At 72.6% G+C, this 15,080-nt stretch carries 14 protein-coding genes; 11 read left to right on the forward strand and 3 right to left on the reverse strand.

All coding sequences use genetic code 11. The features are described 5' to 3' along the window. Nucleotide 1 precedes the first annotated feature (1 nt). Complete coding sequence (locus EES41_RS19615; protein WP_123079690.1) at nt 2-1,129, reverse strand: hypothetical protein; 1,128 nt, start codon at nt 1,127-1,129, stop codon at nt 2-4. After that, the gene (locus EES41_RS19620; RefSeq protein WP_123079691.1) at nt 1,126-2,313 is read right to left on the reverse strand and encodes a pyridoxal phosphate-dependent aminotransferase; all 1,188 of its coding nucleotides are present in this window, start codon (nt 2,311-2,313) and stop codon (nt 1,126-1,128) included. Before EES41_RS19620 ends, EES41_RS19615 begins: the two co-directional genes overlap by 4 nt. 706 nt (nt 2,314-3,019) lie before the next feature. Here EES41_RS19620 and EES41_RS19630 point away from each other — a divergent pair. The 6 genes from EES41_RS19630 (at nt 3,020) to fbaA (ending at nt 8,983) form a co-directional block, all read left to right on the forward strand. Next, on the forward strand, nt 3,020-3,562 hold the full coding sequence (locus tag EES41_RS19630) for a DUF2617 family protein (RefSeq protein WP_123079692.1): 543 nt from the start codon (nt 3,020-3,022) through the stop codon (nt 3,560-3,562). A gap of 125 nt (nt 3,563-3,687) precedes the next feature. Continuing rightward, on the forward strand, nt 3,688-5,331 hold the full coding sequence (locus EES41_RS19635) for a polyamine aminopropyltransferase (protein WP_254211506.1): 1,644 nt from the start codon (nt 3,688-3,690) through the stop codon (nt 5,329-5,331). A 259-nt stretch (nt 5,332-5,590) separates the two neighbouring features. Continuing rightward, nucleotides 5,591-6,391, forward strand: a complete 801-nt coding sequence (locus EES41_RS19640; protein ID WP_123079693.1) for an SRPBCC domain-containing protein — start codon at nt 5,591-5,593, stop codon at nt 6,389-6,391. A gap of 31 nt (nt 6,392-6,422) precedes the next feature. Further along, nucleotides 6,423-7,208: an aldose 1-epimerase gene (locus EES41_RS19645; protein WP_123079694.1), complete on the forward strand. Its 786-nt coding sequence runs from the start codon at nt 6,423-6,425 to the stop codon at nt 7,206-7,208. 21 nt (nt 7,209-7,229) lie between these two features. Then, nucleotides 7,230-7,769, forward strand: coding sequence for an orotate phosphoribosyltransferase (gene pyrE, locus EES41_RS19650; RefSeq protein WP_073774195.1), 540 nt, complete (start codon nt 7,230-7,232; stop codon nt 7,767-7,769). Nucleotides 7,770-7,951: 182 nt separating this feature from the next. Then, entirely contained in the window at nt 7,952-8,983 is a 1,032-nt protein-coding gene (gene fbaA / locus EES41_RS19655; protein WP_123079695.1) for a class II fructose-bisphosphate aldolase, read from the forward strand. 284 nt (nt 8,984-9,267) lie between these two features. Here fbaA and EES41_RS19660 read toward each other — a convergent pair whose 3' ends face one another. Next, nucleotides 9,268-9,687: a DUF3151 domain-containing protein gene (locus tag EES41_RS19660; protein ID WP_123079696.1), complete on the reverse strand. Its 420-nt coding sequence runs from the start codon at nt 9,685-9,687 to the stop codon at nt 9,268-9,270. A 257-nt stretch (nt 9,688-9,944) separates the two neighbouring features. On the opposite strand from EES41_RS19660, the gene EES41_RS19665 reads away from it, so the two are divergent. The 5 genes from EES41_RS19665 (at nt 9,945) to EES41_RS19690 (ending at nt 14,730) form a co-directional block, all read left to right on the forward strand. Beyond that, on the forward strand, nt 9,945-10,790 hold the full coding sequence (locus tag EES41_RS19665; RefSeq protein WP_123079697.1) for a tryptophan 2,3-dioxygenase family protein: 846 nt from the start codon (nt 9,945-9,947) through the stop codon (nt 10,788-10,790). Continuing rightward, the gene (kynU, locus tag EES41_RS19670) at nt 10,783-11,988 is read left to right on the forward strand and encodes a kynureninase (protein WP_123079698.1); all 1,206 of its coding nucleotides are present in this window, start codon (nt 10,783-10,785) and stop codon (nt 11,986-11,988) included. Before EES41_RS19665 ends, kynU begins: the two co-directional genes overlap by 8 nt. Nucleotides 11,989-12,222: 234 nt before the next feature. Then, a complete protein-coding gene (locus EES41_RS19675; RefSeq protein WP_123079699.1) occupies nt 12,223-13,113 on the forward strand; it encodes a S9 family peptidase in 891 nt (296 codons plus the stop codon). 535 nt (nt 13,114-13,648) lie between these two features. Further along, entirely contained in the window at nt 13,649-14,494 is an 846-nt protein-coding gene (locus EES41_RS19685; protein ID WP_123082576.1) for a helix-turn-helix transcriptional regulator, read from the forward strand. After that, complete coding sequence (locus tag EES41_RS19690) at nt 14,491-14,730, forward strand: DUF397 domain-containing protein (RefSeq protein ID WP_123079700.1); 240 nt, start codon at nt 14,491-14,493, stop codon at nt 14,728-14,730. Before EES41_RS19685 ends, EES41_RS19690 begins: the two co-directional genes overlap by 4 nt. The last annotated feature ends 350 nt before the right edge of the window (nt 14,731-15,080 follow it).

Consider the following 15,080-nt stretch of genomic DNA (forward strand, 5'->3'; position numbering starts at 1 on the left):
GTCACAGCGGTACTTTGGCGACGAGGAGCAGGTACACCCCGTAGCCGTAGGAGAGCCCGGCCAGCCCCGCGGTGAGTATCACCGCGGTGCCGTGCCGGGCTCTCGCCATGACGGCCGCCACCGGGAGCAGCAGCGGGAACGCGGGGACCAGGAAGCGCGGCTTGGACTCGAAGAACCCGGCCCCGCCGTAGGTGATCACCATCAGGACCCCCGTGTACACGAGCACCGGGAGCGGCATCCGGTCCAGGGCCAGCAGGATCGCCAGCAGTCCCGCCGCGGCCAGGACGAACACGGTCGCGGCGGTGGCCAGCGGTACGTTCCCGCCGGTGACCACCTTCTCCGTCGAGCGCAGCGCGCCGCCGCCGAAGTCGAAGCGGGAGCCCCACCGGCTCTGCACCTCGAAGTAGCCGCCGAGCGGATCCCCGGTGCGCACCCCCACCGCCACGACGTACGCGGCCCAGCCCGCCGGCGCGAGCACCCCGGCCGCCCAGACCCAGGGTGCCCGGGATCTTCGCAGCAGCACCTCGTGGAAGGCCGTGACGGAGACGGCCGCGGCCACCGCGATCCCGGTCGGCCTGGTCAGCCCGGCGAGTATCGCCAGTCCCGCCGCCCACAGCCACCGCCCGGTCAGCACGGCGTACAGGCTCCAGGCGGCCAGCGCGGTCAGCAGCGCCTCCGTGTAGCCGAGGGTCAGCACCACCGAGTGCGGCAGCACCGCCCACAGCGCCACCAGCAGCAGCCCGCCCCGCGGCCCCAGCAGCCGCTCCCCGACCTTGTACACGCCGACGGCCGCGAGCGCGGCGGCCGTCCAGGCGACCAGCAGCGCGGCTGCGGGGGTGCCGCCGGCCAGCCCCACCAGGTACGGGTAGAGCGGGAAGAAGGCGTAGTCGCTCTGCACGGACCCGGTGACGGGCCACATCTGGGTGCGCCCGTAGCCGTGGGCGGCGATGTGCAGGTACCAGACGGAGTCCCAGGAACCGCCGAGGACCTTGACCGGGCTCTTGCCGGCCCACCACGCGCCGGCGGCGAGCACCAGCACCCCGCCGCCGCGCACCGCGGCGAACACCCCGAGCGCGCGGAAGGCAGCGGGCGTGGCCGTGCCTACCGCCCGTACGGAGACGGTGGTCACGTCAGCCGCTGAAGGCGCTCGACGGCCTCGCGCAGGACTTCGGTCTTCTTGCAGAACGCCCAGCGCACCTGGGTGGTCCCGGCGGACTTGTCGTCGTAGAAGACCTGGTTGGGGATGGCGACGACCCCGCAGCGCTCGGGCAGGGCGCGGCAGAAGGCGATGCCGTCGCTCTCGCCGAGGGGCGCGATGTCGGTGGTGACGAAGTACGTGCCCTGGGGGCGGTAGACCTGGAAGCCGGCCGCGGCGAGGCCGTCGGAGAGCAGGTCGCGTTTGGCGGCGAGGTCGGCGCGCAGGCCCTCGTAGTAGGAGTCGGGGAGGCCGAGGGCCTCGGCGACGGCGTACTGGAAGGGGCCGGAGGAGACGTAGGTCAGGAACTGCTTGACGGAGCGGACGGCGGTGACCAGCTCGGGCGTGGAGGTGATCCAGCCGACCTTCCAGCCGGTGAAGGAGTACGTCTTGCCCGCGCTGGAGATCGTCACCGTCCGCTCCCGCATGCCGGGCAGCGAGGCCAGCGGGGTGTGGGAGCCCTCGAAGACGAGGTGCTCGTACACCTCGTCGGTGATGACGAGCAGGTCGTGGCGGACGGCGAGCTCGGCGATCCCCGCGAGTTCGGCCGGGGTCAGGACGGTGCCCGTCGGGTTGTGGGGGGTGTTGAGCAGCAGCAGCCGGGTGCGCGGGGTGATGGCGTCGCGCAGCGCGTCGAGGTCGGGGCGGAAGTCCGGGGCGCGCAGGGTGAGGGGGACGCGGACGGCGCCGGCCATGGCGATGCAGGCCGCGTAGGAGTCGTAGAAGGGTTCGAGGGCGATGACCTCGTCGCCCGGTTCGAGGAGGGCCAGCAGGGCGGCGGCGATGGCCTCGGTGGCGCCCGCGGTGACCAGGACCTCGGTGTCCGGGTCGTAGGACAGGCCGTAGAAGCGCTGTTGGTGGGCGGTGATCGCGGTGCGCAGCTCGGGGACGCCGGGGCCGGGCGGGTACTGGTTGCCGAGGCCGGAGAGGACCGCGCGGGAGGCGGCCTCGGCGATCTCGGCCGGGCCGTCGGTGTCCGGGAAGCCCTGGCCGAGGTTGATCGACCCGGTGCGGGCGGCCAGCGCCGACATCTCCGCGAAGATCGTCGTACCGAATGCGGCGAGGCGGCGGTTGAGGAAGGGGCGGTTGTTGCCCGCGGGTGCGCTCATGGGCGCCATCCTGGGCCGAACCTCTGGAGTTGCTCAAGTGTGCTTTCGCGCGGATGGCCCGCGGGCATCCCCACCTCACGCGGGACGCGGGGATCCCGCCCCCCGGGGGACCGGGGCGTGAGAGAGGGGCGAGCAGATGCTGCTGGCCGTCGTGATCTTCGTAAGTGTGGTGGTCGTCGTCTGTCTCGTGGCCGTGGGAGCCCGGAGCAAGGGGGCGTCCGGCCGCGGTTTCCGCTCCGGTTCCGGATTGCGTTCCGGTTCGGGCCGAGGCCGCCGCGGTAGCTCGGACGGCGGAACCTGGGTGTCCTCCTGCGGATCGTCCTCTTCCTGCGGATCCTCTTCGTCCTGCGGATCGTCATCGTCCTGCGGGGGATCGTCCTCGTCGTGCGGCGGCGGGGGCTGCGGTTCCAGCTGACACGGGGCAGCACGGGACCGTGTGAAAGGGCGCCCGGCGGGCACACATCCCGTCGGGCGTCCTCATGTCCGCGGGGGTGTGGTTGAACACGTGAACTGTGTAGCCCCCGGGGGGATGTAAACCCCTTCAAGTTGGGTAAAAACGCTGTGAGCGCCGTGCCTTTCATGATTCCCTCGGTTGAGTAGACCAGTCCTCGGACCCTCCTGGACTTCCTGTGGACCCGTGCCGGGTTCCCCCCACCCGTTGACTACCGCTGGCGGGCCCCGGCCCATCTCCCTCGCGCGTTTGCGGAGCCGACTCATGCTCACGACCCTCCAGACCACCTATACCGACACGCGTGCCGCCGATCTCGCCTGGGCCCTGGGACGGGAGCGGCTGCCCGCCCTGGCCGTGCTGAACCTCGATCTCGCGGGCGCGAAGGTGGAGTTGCGCCTGCTCGGGGCCTCCCACCAGGTGCTCCTGGAGGAGGGCGAGGTGCTCTGCTCGGAGACGGTCGCCTGTATGCCCGGCAGCAGTACGCCGCTGCCGCTCGGCGTCGCCAAGCGGCTGGGCGACTGGGAGTACGAGTTCGCCGCCCGCGTCGAGAAGCTGTCGAGCGGCTCCTTCGCCGGGCGCGCCCAGGAGCTGCTGGCCCTCGTCGCGGATCACCCGAACGGGCTCGCCGGAACCTTTCCCGGCAGCCCGCACGCCTTCACCGCCCTGCTCGCGCAGCGTTACGAGGGGCAGGTGCGCTGGCGGACCTGGCACGCGTACCCGCAGGAGGGCCAGTTGGTCGCCACCCGCACCCGGGTGGGCGTACGGACGGGCGCGCCGGCCGACTCCCTGGCACCGGCCGCGCGGTAGCGGCGGGGCCCGGGGCCGGGGGCGTGAAATGGCCGTCATGGTTACGCCAACTGGTCTAAACGGTGCGTCACTTGCACCCATGTGGGTGACCGGGTGTGGGTGGGTGGTGACGTACGGTTCCCCACATGATCGACCGTTCCGCCCCCGGCGGGGTGCTCCCGGCGCCGGAACCGCGGGGCGCCTCGACCGTCCCGGCGGCCGCCCTGCCCGTACGGCCCCGGACCGGCCGACTCCTCGTCCTGGCCACCGTGTTCATCTGCGCCGCCTGCGGGCTCGTCTACGAACTGGAGCTGCTCGCCCTCGGCTCGTACCTCATCGGCGACTCCGTCACCCAGGCCTCCGTGGTGCTCTCCGTCATGGTCTTCGCCATGGGAGTCGGCTCGCTGCTCGCGAAGCGGCTCAGACACCGCCCCGCGCTCGGCTTCGGCGCCATCGAGGCCGGGCTCGCACTGCTCGGCGGGCTCTCCGCCATGGCCCTGTACGCGAGCTTCGCCTGGCTGGGGGAGTCGCAGCCCGCCCTCGTCGCCTTCTCCTTCGCCATCGGGGTGCTCATCGGCGCCGAGATCCCGCTGCTGATGGTCCTCATCCAGCGGATCCGCCGGCAGGACGCGGGCGGGGCCGTCGCCGACCTCTTCGCCGCCGACTACGTGGGCGCCCTCGTCGGCGGGCTCGCCTTCCCGTTCCTGCTGCTGCCGGTGCTCGGCCAGCTCACCGGCGCCATGCTCACCGGCGGGATCAACGTGGTCGTCGGCGGCGGGCTCGTGCTGTGGCTGTTCCGCCGCGACCTCAGCCGGCGCTGCCGCTGGCTGCTGATCGCCGTGAACCTCACCGTGCTCGCCGCGCTCTGCTCGGCCACCGTGCTGGCCGACGACTTCGAGCGGGTCGCCCGCCGCGCCGTCTACGGCGGGGAAGTGCGGGTCGCCGTCCAGACCGGCGTACAGGAACTCGTCCTCACCGGCCCCTCCAGCGGCTCCCCGCGCTCCCTCGACCTGTTCCTCGACGGGCGGCTGCGGGTCAGCGGCTACGACGAGTACCGCTACCACGAGGCCCTCGTCCACCCCGCGATGACCGGCCCGCACGCCCGGGTCCTCGTCCTCGGCGGCGGCGACGGCCTCGCCGCCCGCGAGGTGCTGCGCTACCCGGACGTCACCTCGGTCACCGTCGTCGAGATCGACCCCGGCGTGGTCCGGCTCGCGCGCACCGACCCGATGCTGTCCGCGCTCAACGGCCGGGCGTACGAGGACCCCCGCCTCGGGGTCGTCACGCAGGACGCGTTCCGCTGGCTGCGCGGGCCCGCCGCGCACGGCCGTTTCGACGTCATCGTCTCCGACCTCCCCGACCCCGGCATCACCCCCAGCACGAAGCTGTACTCCCAGGAGTTCTACGGGCTGGCCGCGCGGGCCCTCAGCCCCGGCGGCCGCCTCGCGGTGCACGCGGGGCCCCTCGCGACCCGGCCCCGGGCCTACTGGACCGTCGAGTCGACGCTGCGCGCGGCCGGGCTGCGGACCGTCCCGTACAGCGCGGGCGGCCGCCTCTCCGGCTTCGCCGCCGGGCCGGACCGGGCGCAGGGTTCCAGGGGCGCGCCGCCGCAGGACTGGGGCTTCGTCCTGGCCGCGCACGAGGGGGCCCCGCCCCTGCGGGTGGACCGGGACACCCCCGGGCTGCGCTCGCTGTCCACCGGATCGCTGCGGGACGCGGCCCGTGACGCGGAACGCACCAGGATCCCCGGGCTGCCGCCGTCGACGCTGCCGCACCCGCGCTACTCCTGAGCCCGCCGTAGCCCTGGCCCGGGCCGTCGCGGCGGCGTCGCGGGGCCGTCGCGGGCCTCGTCCGGGCTCTCCGCCGGGGCCGCGCCCGGGCCGGCGCGGGAACCCCCGCCCGGGCCGGCGCGGGAACCCCCGCCCGGGCGGGCGCGGGGGGCGTCGGGGCCCTGGCCCGGCCGTGCTGGCGGCCGTCGCGGGCGGCTGTCGCGAAGAGGTTCGCGCCGGACCGGGCGCGGAAGCGTGACTCGTCGGTAGGCTCGGCCGCATGGAGCATCAGGTGTTCGTTCCGGTACCGGCCGACAGCCTCCGCGCCGTGCTGCGCGATCCCGCCCGGGTCGCCCGCTGCGTGCCGGGGCTCCAGCAGGACGCCGACGCCGAGTCCGGGCCGCTGTCGGGCCGGCTGAAGGTGCGCGTCGGCGGGAACACCGTGACCTACCGGGGGGCCCTGAGCATCACCGAGCGGGAGCCGGACGTGTTCGCCGTCGACGGCGAGGGCACCGAGATCCGGGGCAGCGGGACCGTGAAGCTCTCCGTGGTGCTGCGGCTGACCTCGGAGGGGGACGGGTCCCGGCTGGACTTCACCGCCGGTGCCACCGCCGACGGGCGGGCCGCCTCCTTCGCACCCGAGGCGACCGTGACCGCCGTACGCCGCTTCCTGGACCGCACCGCCGAGCACCTGGCGGCCGCGGCGGTGCTGAGCGACCCCGTCGCCGAGGCGGAGGAGGCCGCGGACGCCGCGGACGGTGATCCCGGGGACGTCGGCGAGGTCGTCGCCTCCGTGTTCGAGGCCGAGGTGCCCCCGCCCTCCCTGGACCCCTTCATGGAGGGCGAGATCGAGGAGCTCGCCGCCCCGCGCCCGCCGGCCGAGGCCGCCCACGCCCGCCGCACCATGATCGGCCGCAGCGCCGAGGAGGTGGACCACGCACCCCCGCGCGGCCGCTACGCCCCGGTCCCCGCGCCCGCCTCCACCACCGCCGGCCAGAACCTGCGCTGGCTGGCCCCGGCCGCGGCCCTCGCCGTGGCCTCGGCGGTCGTCCTGGGCCGCGCCCTGCGCCGCCGCCACTGAACGGGGCCGCACAGGCCCTAATCTCGATCACATGAGTACGCAACTGACGGCCGGCGGGGCCGAGCTGACCATCGACCAGGACAACGGCTGCCGGATCAGCAGCCTGCGCGTCGACGGGACCGAGCTGCTGCGCCAGGGCCCGGACTTCGGCGCCTTCCCGATGGTCCCCTGGTGCGGACGCACCGCGGGCGGCCGGTTCCGGGACGGCGGGGTCGTCCACGAGCTCCCGCTCAACAACGGCCCGCACTCCATCCACGGGTTCGGCCGCGAGCACCCCTGGCGCCGGGTGCGCGTCAGCGACACCGAGGCGGCGTTCGTCTACGACCTCGCCGACCCGTGGCCGTGGCCCGGCCGGGTCACCCAGAGCGTCGAGCTGACCCCCGACGGCGCCACGCTCTCCATGGGCGTAGAGACGTACGGCGACTCCTTCCCCGCACAGGCGGGCTGGCACCCCTGGTTCCGCCGCAACCTCGGCACCGGCGAGGACGCGCGCCTCGACTTCCAGGCCGAATGGCAGGAGGAGCGGGGCGACGACCACATCCCCACCGGGCGCCGCATCGACCCCAAGCCCGGCCCCTGGGACGACTGCTTCGGGATGCCGCACGGCGTGGACGTCACCCTCACCTGGCCCGGCGCGCTGGAGCTGAAGGTCCGCAGCCGCGACGAATGGGTCGTCATCTACGACGAGCAGCCCGAGGCCGTCTGCGTGGAGCCCCAGTCCGGCCCGCCGAACGGCCTCAACAGCCTGCCTCGGCTGGTCACCCCCGTCGACCCCCTGGAGATCTCCACCACGTGGACCTGGCGGCGGCTTGGCTAGGGCGCAATTAAGCTCAGGCTCATGAGTGAAGTACGGGATGCGCTTCTGCAGCAGATCAAGGACAAGGCCGTCGTGCACGGCAAGGTGACCCTCTCCTCCGGGCGGGAGGCCGACTACTACATCGACCTCCGCCGGATCACCCTCGACGGCGAGGCGGCCCCGCTGGTCGGTCAGGTCATGCTCGACCTGACCGCCGACCTCGACTTCGACTGCGTCGGCGGTCTGACGCTGGGCGCCGACCCGGTGGCGACCTCGATGCTGCACGCCTCCGCCGCCCGCGGACAGCGCCTGGACGCCTTCGTGGTCCGCAAGGCGCAGAAGGCGCACGGCATGCAGCGCCGGATCGAGGGCACCGACGTGAAGGGCAAGCGCTGCCTGGTCGTCGAGGACACCTCCACCACCGGCGGGTCCCCGCTGACCGCGGTCGAGGCGGTCCGGGAGGCCGGCGGCGAGGTCGTCGCGGTCGCGACGATCGTGGACCGGGGCGCGGCCGGGGCCATCGCCGAGGCGGGCCTGCCCTACCTCACCGGCTACCTCCTTGAGGACCTGGGCCTCTCCTGACCTGCGCTTTTCCAACCGGGCGGAGTGTTTCACGTGAAACACTCCGCCCGGTTCGCGCCATGCGGGGTGGACAGGGGGGTGGAGTGAGGGGCTGAGTCTGGAAAGATGGAGCCGACGATGACGTCGCCCCCAGGTCAGGGCCCGCAATAAGCACACTCCCCGCACATCCAAGGAGCGGACAGATGCCCATCGCAACCCCCGAGGTCTACAACGAGATGCTCGACCGGGCGAAGGCAGGCAAGTTCGCCTACCCGGCCATCAATGTGACCTCGTCCCAGACCCTGCACGCCGCACTGCGGGGCTTCGCGGAGGCCGAGAGCGACGGCATCATCCAGATCTCCACCGGTGGTGCGGAGTTTCTGGGTGGCCAGCACAACAAGGACATGGTCACCGGCGCCGTAGCCCTGGCCGAGTTCGCCCACATCGTGGCCGCCAAGTACGACATCACGGTCGCGCTGCACACGGACCACTGCCCCAAGGACAAGCTGGACGGCTACGTCCGCCCGCTGCTCGACATCTCCGCCGAGCGCGTGGCCCGCGGTCTGAACCCGCTCTTCCAGTCGCACATGTGGGACGGCTCCGCCGAGAACCTGGCCGACAACCTGGCCATCGGCCAGGAGCTGCTCGCCAAGGCCGTCGCCGCCAAGATCATCCTTGAGGTCGAGATCACCCCGACCGGCGGCGAGGAGGACGGCGTCACCCACGAGATCAACGACGAGCTGTACACCACCGTCGACGACGCGATCCGCACCGCCGAGGCCCTGGGCCTGGGCGAGAAGGGCCGCTACCTGCTGGCCGCCTCCTTCGGCAACGTGCACGGCGTCTACAAGCCGGGCAATGTCGTCCTGCGCCCCGAGCTCCTCAAGGACCTCCAGGCCGGTGTGAGCGAGAAGTACGGCCAGGCTGCCGGAAACCAGCCGTTCGACTTCGTCTTCCACGGCGGTTCGGGCTCCTCGGCCGAGGAGATCGCCACCGCGCTGGAGAACGGCGTCGTGAAGATGAACCTCGACACCGACACCCAGTACGCCTTCACCCGCCCGGTCGTCGACCACATGTTCTCCAACTACGCCGGCGTCCTGAAGGTCGACGGCGAGGTCGGCACCAAGTCGAAGTACGACCCCCGCACCTGGGGCAAGGCCGCCGAGGCGGGCATGGCCGTCCGTGTCGCCGAGGCCTGCGCCAACCTGCGTTCCACCGGTACCAAGCTGAAGTAAGCGCCGCGGGCGGCTCGCGCCGCCCGCGCCGTGAGGCTGTCCGGCCGCCCGCCTGCCGGGCTGCCCGAAGGGGCCCGCAGGTCCGTCATGGACCTGCGGGCCCCTTCCGCTTGTCCGGACGCCTTGCCGGGACGCCTTGCCCTGGCCGCCCGCGTGAGGCGCGCCGGCCGCCCGCGTGAGGCGCGCCGGCGCCGTTCCCGACCCGGTGGTGCGCCGCGCACACCCCGGGCCGCGCACACCCCCTTCCCGGCCGGGGAAGGGGGCGCCGGCCCGTCCGAGAGGGCTCAGCCCTTGAGCTCGGCGTACGCCTCTTCGCTGCTGTCCTTCAGGAACTGCCAGCACCGCTCGGACTCTTCGGTCTCGTTGATCGTCCCGGCCGCGCGCCCCAGGGCCGCCAGGCAGCGCAGGAAGCCCCGGTTGGCCTGGTGCGACCACGGGATCGGGCCGTGGCCCTTCCAGCCGGCGCGGCGCAGCGAGTCCAGCCCGCGGTGGTAGCCGGTACGGGCGTACGCGTAGGACTCGACCACGCGACCGCCCTCGAAGGCCTCGTCGGCCAGCGCGGCCCAGGCGAGGGAGAAGGTGGGGAAGGCGGCGGCGACCTCGGCCGGCGCGCCGGACTTCTCGCCGAAGAGGGCGTACGCCTCTTCATTCTCCTGGAGGTACGTCGGGTCCGGTCCGCCCAGCAGGTTCCTGTGACTGTTCATGGCGCCAGTCTGCCAGGCGGCCCAGGCCCGGAAGCCCGCCCGGAACCCTGCCCGGAGGCCGCCCGAGCCCTGCCCGGATGCCGCGAGGTGATCAAGGTTTCCGAGGTCGGTCGGCGTGTCGTACGTCGCAACCTGGTGAAAGGGCTCTAGAGGGCGCAGCCCGGTCGTGTTTATGATGCGGGCAGGGGACCGGGGCTCCACTTACCCAACCGGAAGGAGCGGACCGCTACCCGGAAGCACGTGTCGAGGAGACAGCGATGTCGCAAAACCTTGATGCCTCCGGAGCCGGTTCGGACACCCCGAACCTCGACTTCGATGGCACGACCCCGTACGAGGACTACGTCCAGGCGGATGTCCTCACCCACCTCCAGCACCTCCGCTCTGACGACCCGGGCGAGATGGTCTTCCTGGTGACGACCCAGGTCATGGAGCTGTGGTTCACGGTCATCGTCCACGAATGGGAAACCGCCGCCAAGGCGCTGCGCGAGGACCGCGTGCAGGTGGCGATGGATGCGCTGAAACGTTCCCTCCGTGAACTGGAAGCCCTCAACGCCTCCTGGCGCCCGCTCGCCCAGCTCACCCCGGGCCAGTTCAACCAGTACCGCTCCGCCCTCGGCGAAGGTTCCGGTTTCCAGTCGGCGATGTACCGCCGGATGGAGTTCCTGCTCGGCGAGAAGTCCGCGTCCATGCTCGTCCCGCACCGCGGCGCGCCCCGCGTCCACGCGGAGCTGGAGAAGGCCCTCCACGAGCCCAGCCTCTACGACGAGGTCCTGCGCCTCCTCTCCCGCCGCGGCCACGACGTCCCGGCGGAGGTCCTGGACCGCGACCTCTCCCAGCGCTACGAGCCGTCCCCGCGCGTCGAGGCCGCCTGGACCGCCCTGTACGCGGAGCCGGATGCCGAGCTCGACCTGCACCGCCTCGGCGAGGTCCTCACCGACGTCGCCGAGCTCGTCTGGCGCTGGCGCAACGACCACCTGGTCGCGACCCGCCGCGCGATGGGCGCGAAGACGGGCACGGGCGGCTCGGCGGGCGTGACCTGGCTGGAGAAGCGGGCGCAGAAGAACGTCTTCCCCGAGCTGTGGACGGCGCGCAGCTATGTCTGACGCCGCGGCCCTCCCCGCGCTCCGGCAGCGGGCGGCCCACCTCGACGCCACCGACGACCTGGCCAAACTCCGCGACCGCTTCACGCTCCCGGACGGCCTCGTCTACCTGGACGGCAACTCGCTCGGCGCGCTCCCGGCCGGCGTCGCGGCCGTCACGGCCGATGTCGTGCACCGTCAGTGGGGCGAGCTCCTCATCCGCTCCTGGGACGAGAGCAACTGGTGGACCGCCCCCGAACGCATCGGTGACAAGCTCAGCCCCCTCATCGGCGCGGCCCCCGGCCAGACGGTCGTGGGCGACTCCACCAGCGTCAACCTCTTCAAGGCGCTCGTCGGCGCGGCCCGCCTCGCCCCGCCCGGCCGCACGCGGATGCTGGTCGACGCGAACACCTTCCCCACCGACGGCTACATCGCCGAGTCGGCCGCCCGGATGACCGGCCTGCGCGTCGTCCCGGTCGACCCGGCCACCGCCGCCGAGGAGATGGACGAGGACACCGCCGTCGTCCTGCTCAACCACGTCGACTACCGCACCGGCCGCCTGCACGACCTCCCCGCCCTCACCCGGGCGGCCCGGGCGACCGGCGCCATCACCGTCTGGGACCTCTGCCACAGCGCCGGGGCCCTGCCGGTCGGCCTCGACGAGCACCAGGTCGACCTCGCGGTCGGCTGTACGTACAAGTACCTGAACGGCGGGCCCGGCTCCCCGGCGTACCTGTACATCGCCGCCCGCCACCAGGCCGCCTTCGACTCCCCGCTCCCCGGCTGGAACGGTCATGCGGAGCCCTTCGCGATGACCTCGGGCTACACCCCGGCCGACGGCGCGGTCCGGGGGCGGGTCGGGACCCCCGACATCCTCTCGATGCTCGCTCTGGAGGCCGCGCTCGACGCGTGGGACGGCGTCTCGGTCGAGCAGGTCCGGGCGAAGTCCCTGGCCCTGACCGACTTCTTCCTCGACTGCGTCGCGGCGTACGTCCCGGAAGGCAGGGTCCAGGCGGTCACGCCGGCCGAGCACGCCCACCGCGGCAGCCAGGTCTCGCTGCGCACCGAGAACGCGGCGGAGATCATGCGCGAGCTGATCGCGCGCGGCGTCGTCGGGGACTTCCGGGCGCCGGACGTCCTGCGCTTCGGCTTCACCCCGCTCTACGTCGGTTTCGCGGACGTGGAACGTGCCGCGCGGACACTGGGTCACGTTTTCGGGTGACGTAGCGGCGAAACGTCACCTCACCGGGTGATTCCGGCGCGGGCGGGGCCTCCGGCTCCGCCCGCGTCCGTCCGCGCCCCGCCCGGGGGGCGTGAACCCGCTCGGTCAGCCCCGGAGTGGCGCGTTCCGGCCTGATACGGTCCCGCTCTGCCGGGACACCGGAACCCGTGTCCCCCGGTGCCCCGGCCTCCCTTGTCCCACCCTTGTGCCACGCGTTACCGAGAGGTCGAGCCGATGACGGACCCCGCAGTCGAACGGGACGCCGCCGAGGCGGCCTCGGCCTTCGCCCATCCGCCGGTCGAGCCCGACGCGAGCGCCGCGTACGGGGAGCACCCCGACCAGGTGGTGGACTTCTACGCCCCGCGCGGCGACACCACGCACGCCATGGGGTCGGCCCCGCTGGTGGTCCTCCTGCACGGCGGCGCGTGGCGGGGCCCGTACGACCGGCAGCACGTGACTCCCTTCGCGGATTTCCTGGCCCGGCGGGGTTTCGCCGTCGCCAATGTCGAGTACCGGCGCGGGAGTTCCCTGCCGCGCCAGCGGGGCGAGGGCCCGGTGGCCGGGCGCTGGCCCGAGACCTTCGACGACGTGGCCGCCGCGATGGACGCGCTCCCCGGGCTGGCGGAGAGCGCGCTGCCGCAGGCGGACGTACGCCGGGTCGTGGTGACGGGCCACTCGGCGGGCGGCCACCTCGCCCTGTGGGCGGCCGCCCGGCACGTCCTGCCGGCCGACGCTCCGTCCGGCTGGAGGCTGCCTTCCCCGCCGCGGCTGCGCGGCGTGGTGGCGCTGGCTCCCATCGCGGACTTCGCGGTGGCGGAGGACCTGGGCGTGTGCGGCGGGGCGTCGGCCCAGTTGCTGGGTGGCAAGGAGTACTTCGCGGGGCGGCTGCCGTACGCGGACCCGGCGGCGCTGCTGCCGACCGGGATCGCGACGGCCCTGGTGCAGGGGCGGGACGACATCGTGGTCCCGGAGCGGGTGGCGGAGTCGTACGTCGCGGCCGCGGCTCAGGCGGGCGAGCTGGTCGGGTTGACGTTGCTGGACGGGGTCGGGCACTTCCCGCTGATCGACCCTGCCGCGGACGCGTGCGCGGTGGTCTCGGAGGAGATCTCGCAGCTGGCCTGGTAGAGCCCGGCGGCGCGGTGGAGGAGCAGGGCGTGCACGAAGCGGTCCTCGGAGGTCGGCCTGCTCCTCCAGGCCAGGGGCCAGGAGCCGTCCAGGGCGGGGATGGGGATGTACGTGGACCGGCGGGGCCCGGAGGCCAGCCGGGTGAATCCGGGCGGCCAGATCCGGTACGCGGCGCTGCCGACGGGGATCAGGAAGTAGACGGGCCTACGGCCGTTGCTCTGCGTGAGGATCGGGCCGGGGTCACCGCCCGTGAGGGTGACCAGTAGATCGGCGAGATCCCGTCCGGTGTCACCGTCCACGCGTAGGGCGTCAAATAGCACTCCTGCCTTGCGAATTCCGATCCCGGTGGCCGGAACCCAGCTGGGAGAGAAGGAGTTGGGGGCCGCGCGACGGTGACTTTCGGTGTTCATGGGACCAGCTTGAAGGTTCAGGTCTACCGTTTTCCATGTCCCAGCCTTGAGCAGTCTGAACACTGGGATGCGGCCGCCATGCCATTGAGACCGCTTGAGTTCGATTGAGTTCGGGGGTGTTCGCCATGCCCAAGGCAGACGGAAACAAGGACCGGGGAGAAGAGCGGCCGACGTCGCTGCTGATTGCCGAGATCGCCCGCATCATCCGCTTGGAGAAGGGCCTGACCCAGGAAGCCCTGGGAAGGCTGATCGGCTACACCGGCTCGGCGGTGAGCGCGCTGGAGACGGGCGCGCAGCCCGTGAGCGACGCCATGCTGGAACGCCTGGAGGACGGCCTCGGGGACCGGCGCGGCATCTTCGAGGCGGCGCGGAAGTACATCCTGATGGAGAAGTACCCGGTGCGCTTCCGGCAGTTCTCCCAGCTGGAGGCGAAGGCGCACAGCATCTCTTCCTACGAGACCCACGTGGTGGACGGCCTCTTCCAGACGGAGGACTACGCACGGGCGCTGATCGGAGGCGGTTATCCGCCGGTGCCGCAGGCCAAGGTGGAGGAGCTGGTGGAGGCGCGGATCGCCCGCAAAGCGCTGTTCGGCCGCGATCCGATGGCGATGGTCGAGCTGATCCTGGACGAGTCCGTCCTGCTGCGGCCCTTCGGCTCGTGGGAGATCCATCGCGGACAATTGCGCTCCCTCGTGGAGGACGCCCGGCGCGACAACGTCACGGTGCAGGTGCTGCCACTGGCGCGCGGTCTGAAGGGCTCCTATGCCGGAGCTCGCGGTTCCATGAAGCTGGTGGAGACGAAGGACCACGACCACGTGGTCTACCTGGAGATCGAGGACGAGAGCATCCTCGTCAGCAACCGGGCCAAGGTGTCCGGCCTTTCCCAGCGGTATGCGAAGATCCGCGCACAGGCCCTGAGCCCGGACGAATCCCTGGGCCTCATCGAGCGGTTGGCGGGAGAACGGAAATGAGCACCAGCACCCTGCGGTGGTTCAAGTCGAGCTACAGCGACAGCGGCGGCGGCAACTGCGTCGAGGTGGCCTACGACTGGCACAAGTCGAGCTACAGCGACGACGGCGGCGGCAACTGCGTCGAGGTGGCGACCTGTCCGCACGCCATTCACGTGCGGGACTCCAAGAACCTCGGCCCCGCCTTCGCGGTGGCGCCCACGGCCTGGGCGGACTTCGCCGGGTGGGCCGCCCGCTAGGCGGGATGGGAAGGGGCCCCCGGGGAGCCGGTCAGTCCGAGTGTCCTCTCGGGCCGGGCCGGCCCCTCAAGGGCGCTCGCTGCGCTCGCGTCGCTTCGCGATGGCCTTCGGCCACCCTTGACCGGCCGGCCCGCCCCGAAATGCCACAGACTGTCCGGCCCCCCGGGGGGAGGGCGGCGGGGCGGCACACCGGTTCGCGCCACGGTCCGCGCCTCCCTCACCCGCCGCGCTGCGGAGCCCGGCTGAGGGCTGTCACAGGGCAGGGACGGAATCGGGACGATTCCGTCGACGGATCGGCTTGCGACGGCGTCGGTCGGCGGGAGAAAGTTGCTCCTGCACATGATCAACAA

This window comes from Streptomyces sp. ADI95-16 (assembly GCF_003721495.1).
Taxonomy (GTDB): domain Bacteria; phylum Actinomycetota; class Actinomycetes; order Streptomycetales; family Streptomycetaceae; genus Streptomyces; species Streptomyces goshikiensis.

Coding starts and splice junctions, on each gene's coding strand:
- EES41_RS19665 (WP_123079697.1), top strand. CDS start 9,945: ATGTCGCAAAACCTTGATGCCTCCGGAGCCGGTTCGGACACCCCGAAC.
- EES41_RS19640 (WP_123079693.1), top strand. CDS start 5,591: ATGGAGCATCAGGTGTTCGTTCCGGTACCGGCCGACAGCCTCCGCGCC.
- EES41_RS19630 (WP_123079692.1), top strand. CDS start 3,020: ATGCTCACGACCCTCCAGACCACCTATACCGACACGCGTGCCGCCGAT.
- EES41_RS19675 (WP_123079699.1), top strand. CDS start 12,223: ATGACGGACCCCGCAGTCGAACGGGACGCCGCCGAGGCGGCCTCGGCC.
- EES41_RS19685 (WP_123082576.1), top strand. CDS start 13,649: ATGCCCAAGGCAGACGGAAACAAGGACCGGGGAGAAGAGCGGCCGACG.
- fbaA (WP_123079695.1), top strand. CDS start 7,952: ATGCCCATCGCAACCCCCGAGGTCTACAACGAGATGCTCGACCGGGCG.
- pyrE (WP_073774195.1), top strand. CDS start 7,230: ATGAGTGAAGTACGGGATGCGCTTCTGCAGCAGATCAAGGACAAGGCC.
- EES41_RS19660 (WP_123079696.1), bottom strand. CDS start 9,687: ATGAACAGTCACAGGAACCTGCTGGGCGGACCGGACCCGACGTACCTC.
- EES41_RS19635 (WP_254211506.1), top strand. CDS start 3,688: ATGATCGACCGTTCCGCCCCCGGCGGGGTGCTCCCGGCGCCGGAACCG.
- EES41_RS19645 (WP_123079694.1), top strand. CDS start 6,423: ATGAGTACGCAACTGACGGCCGGCGGGGCCGAGCTGACCATCGACCAG.
- EES41_RS19620 (WP_123079691.1), bottom strand. CDS start 2,313: ATGGCGCCCATGAGCGCACCCGCGGGCAACAACCGCCCCTTCCTCAAC.
- EES41_RS19690 (WP_123079700.1), top strand. CDS start 14,491: ATGAGCACCAGCACCCTGCGGTGGTTCAAGTCGAGCTACAGCGACAGC.
- kynU (WP_123079698.1), top strand. CDS start 10,783: ATGTCTGACGCCGCGGCCCTCCCCGCGCTCCGGCAGCGGGCGGCCCAC.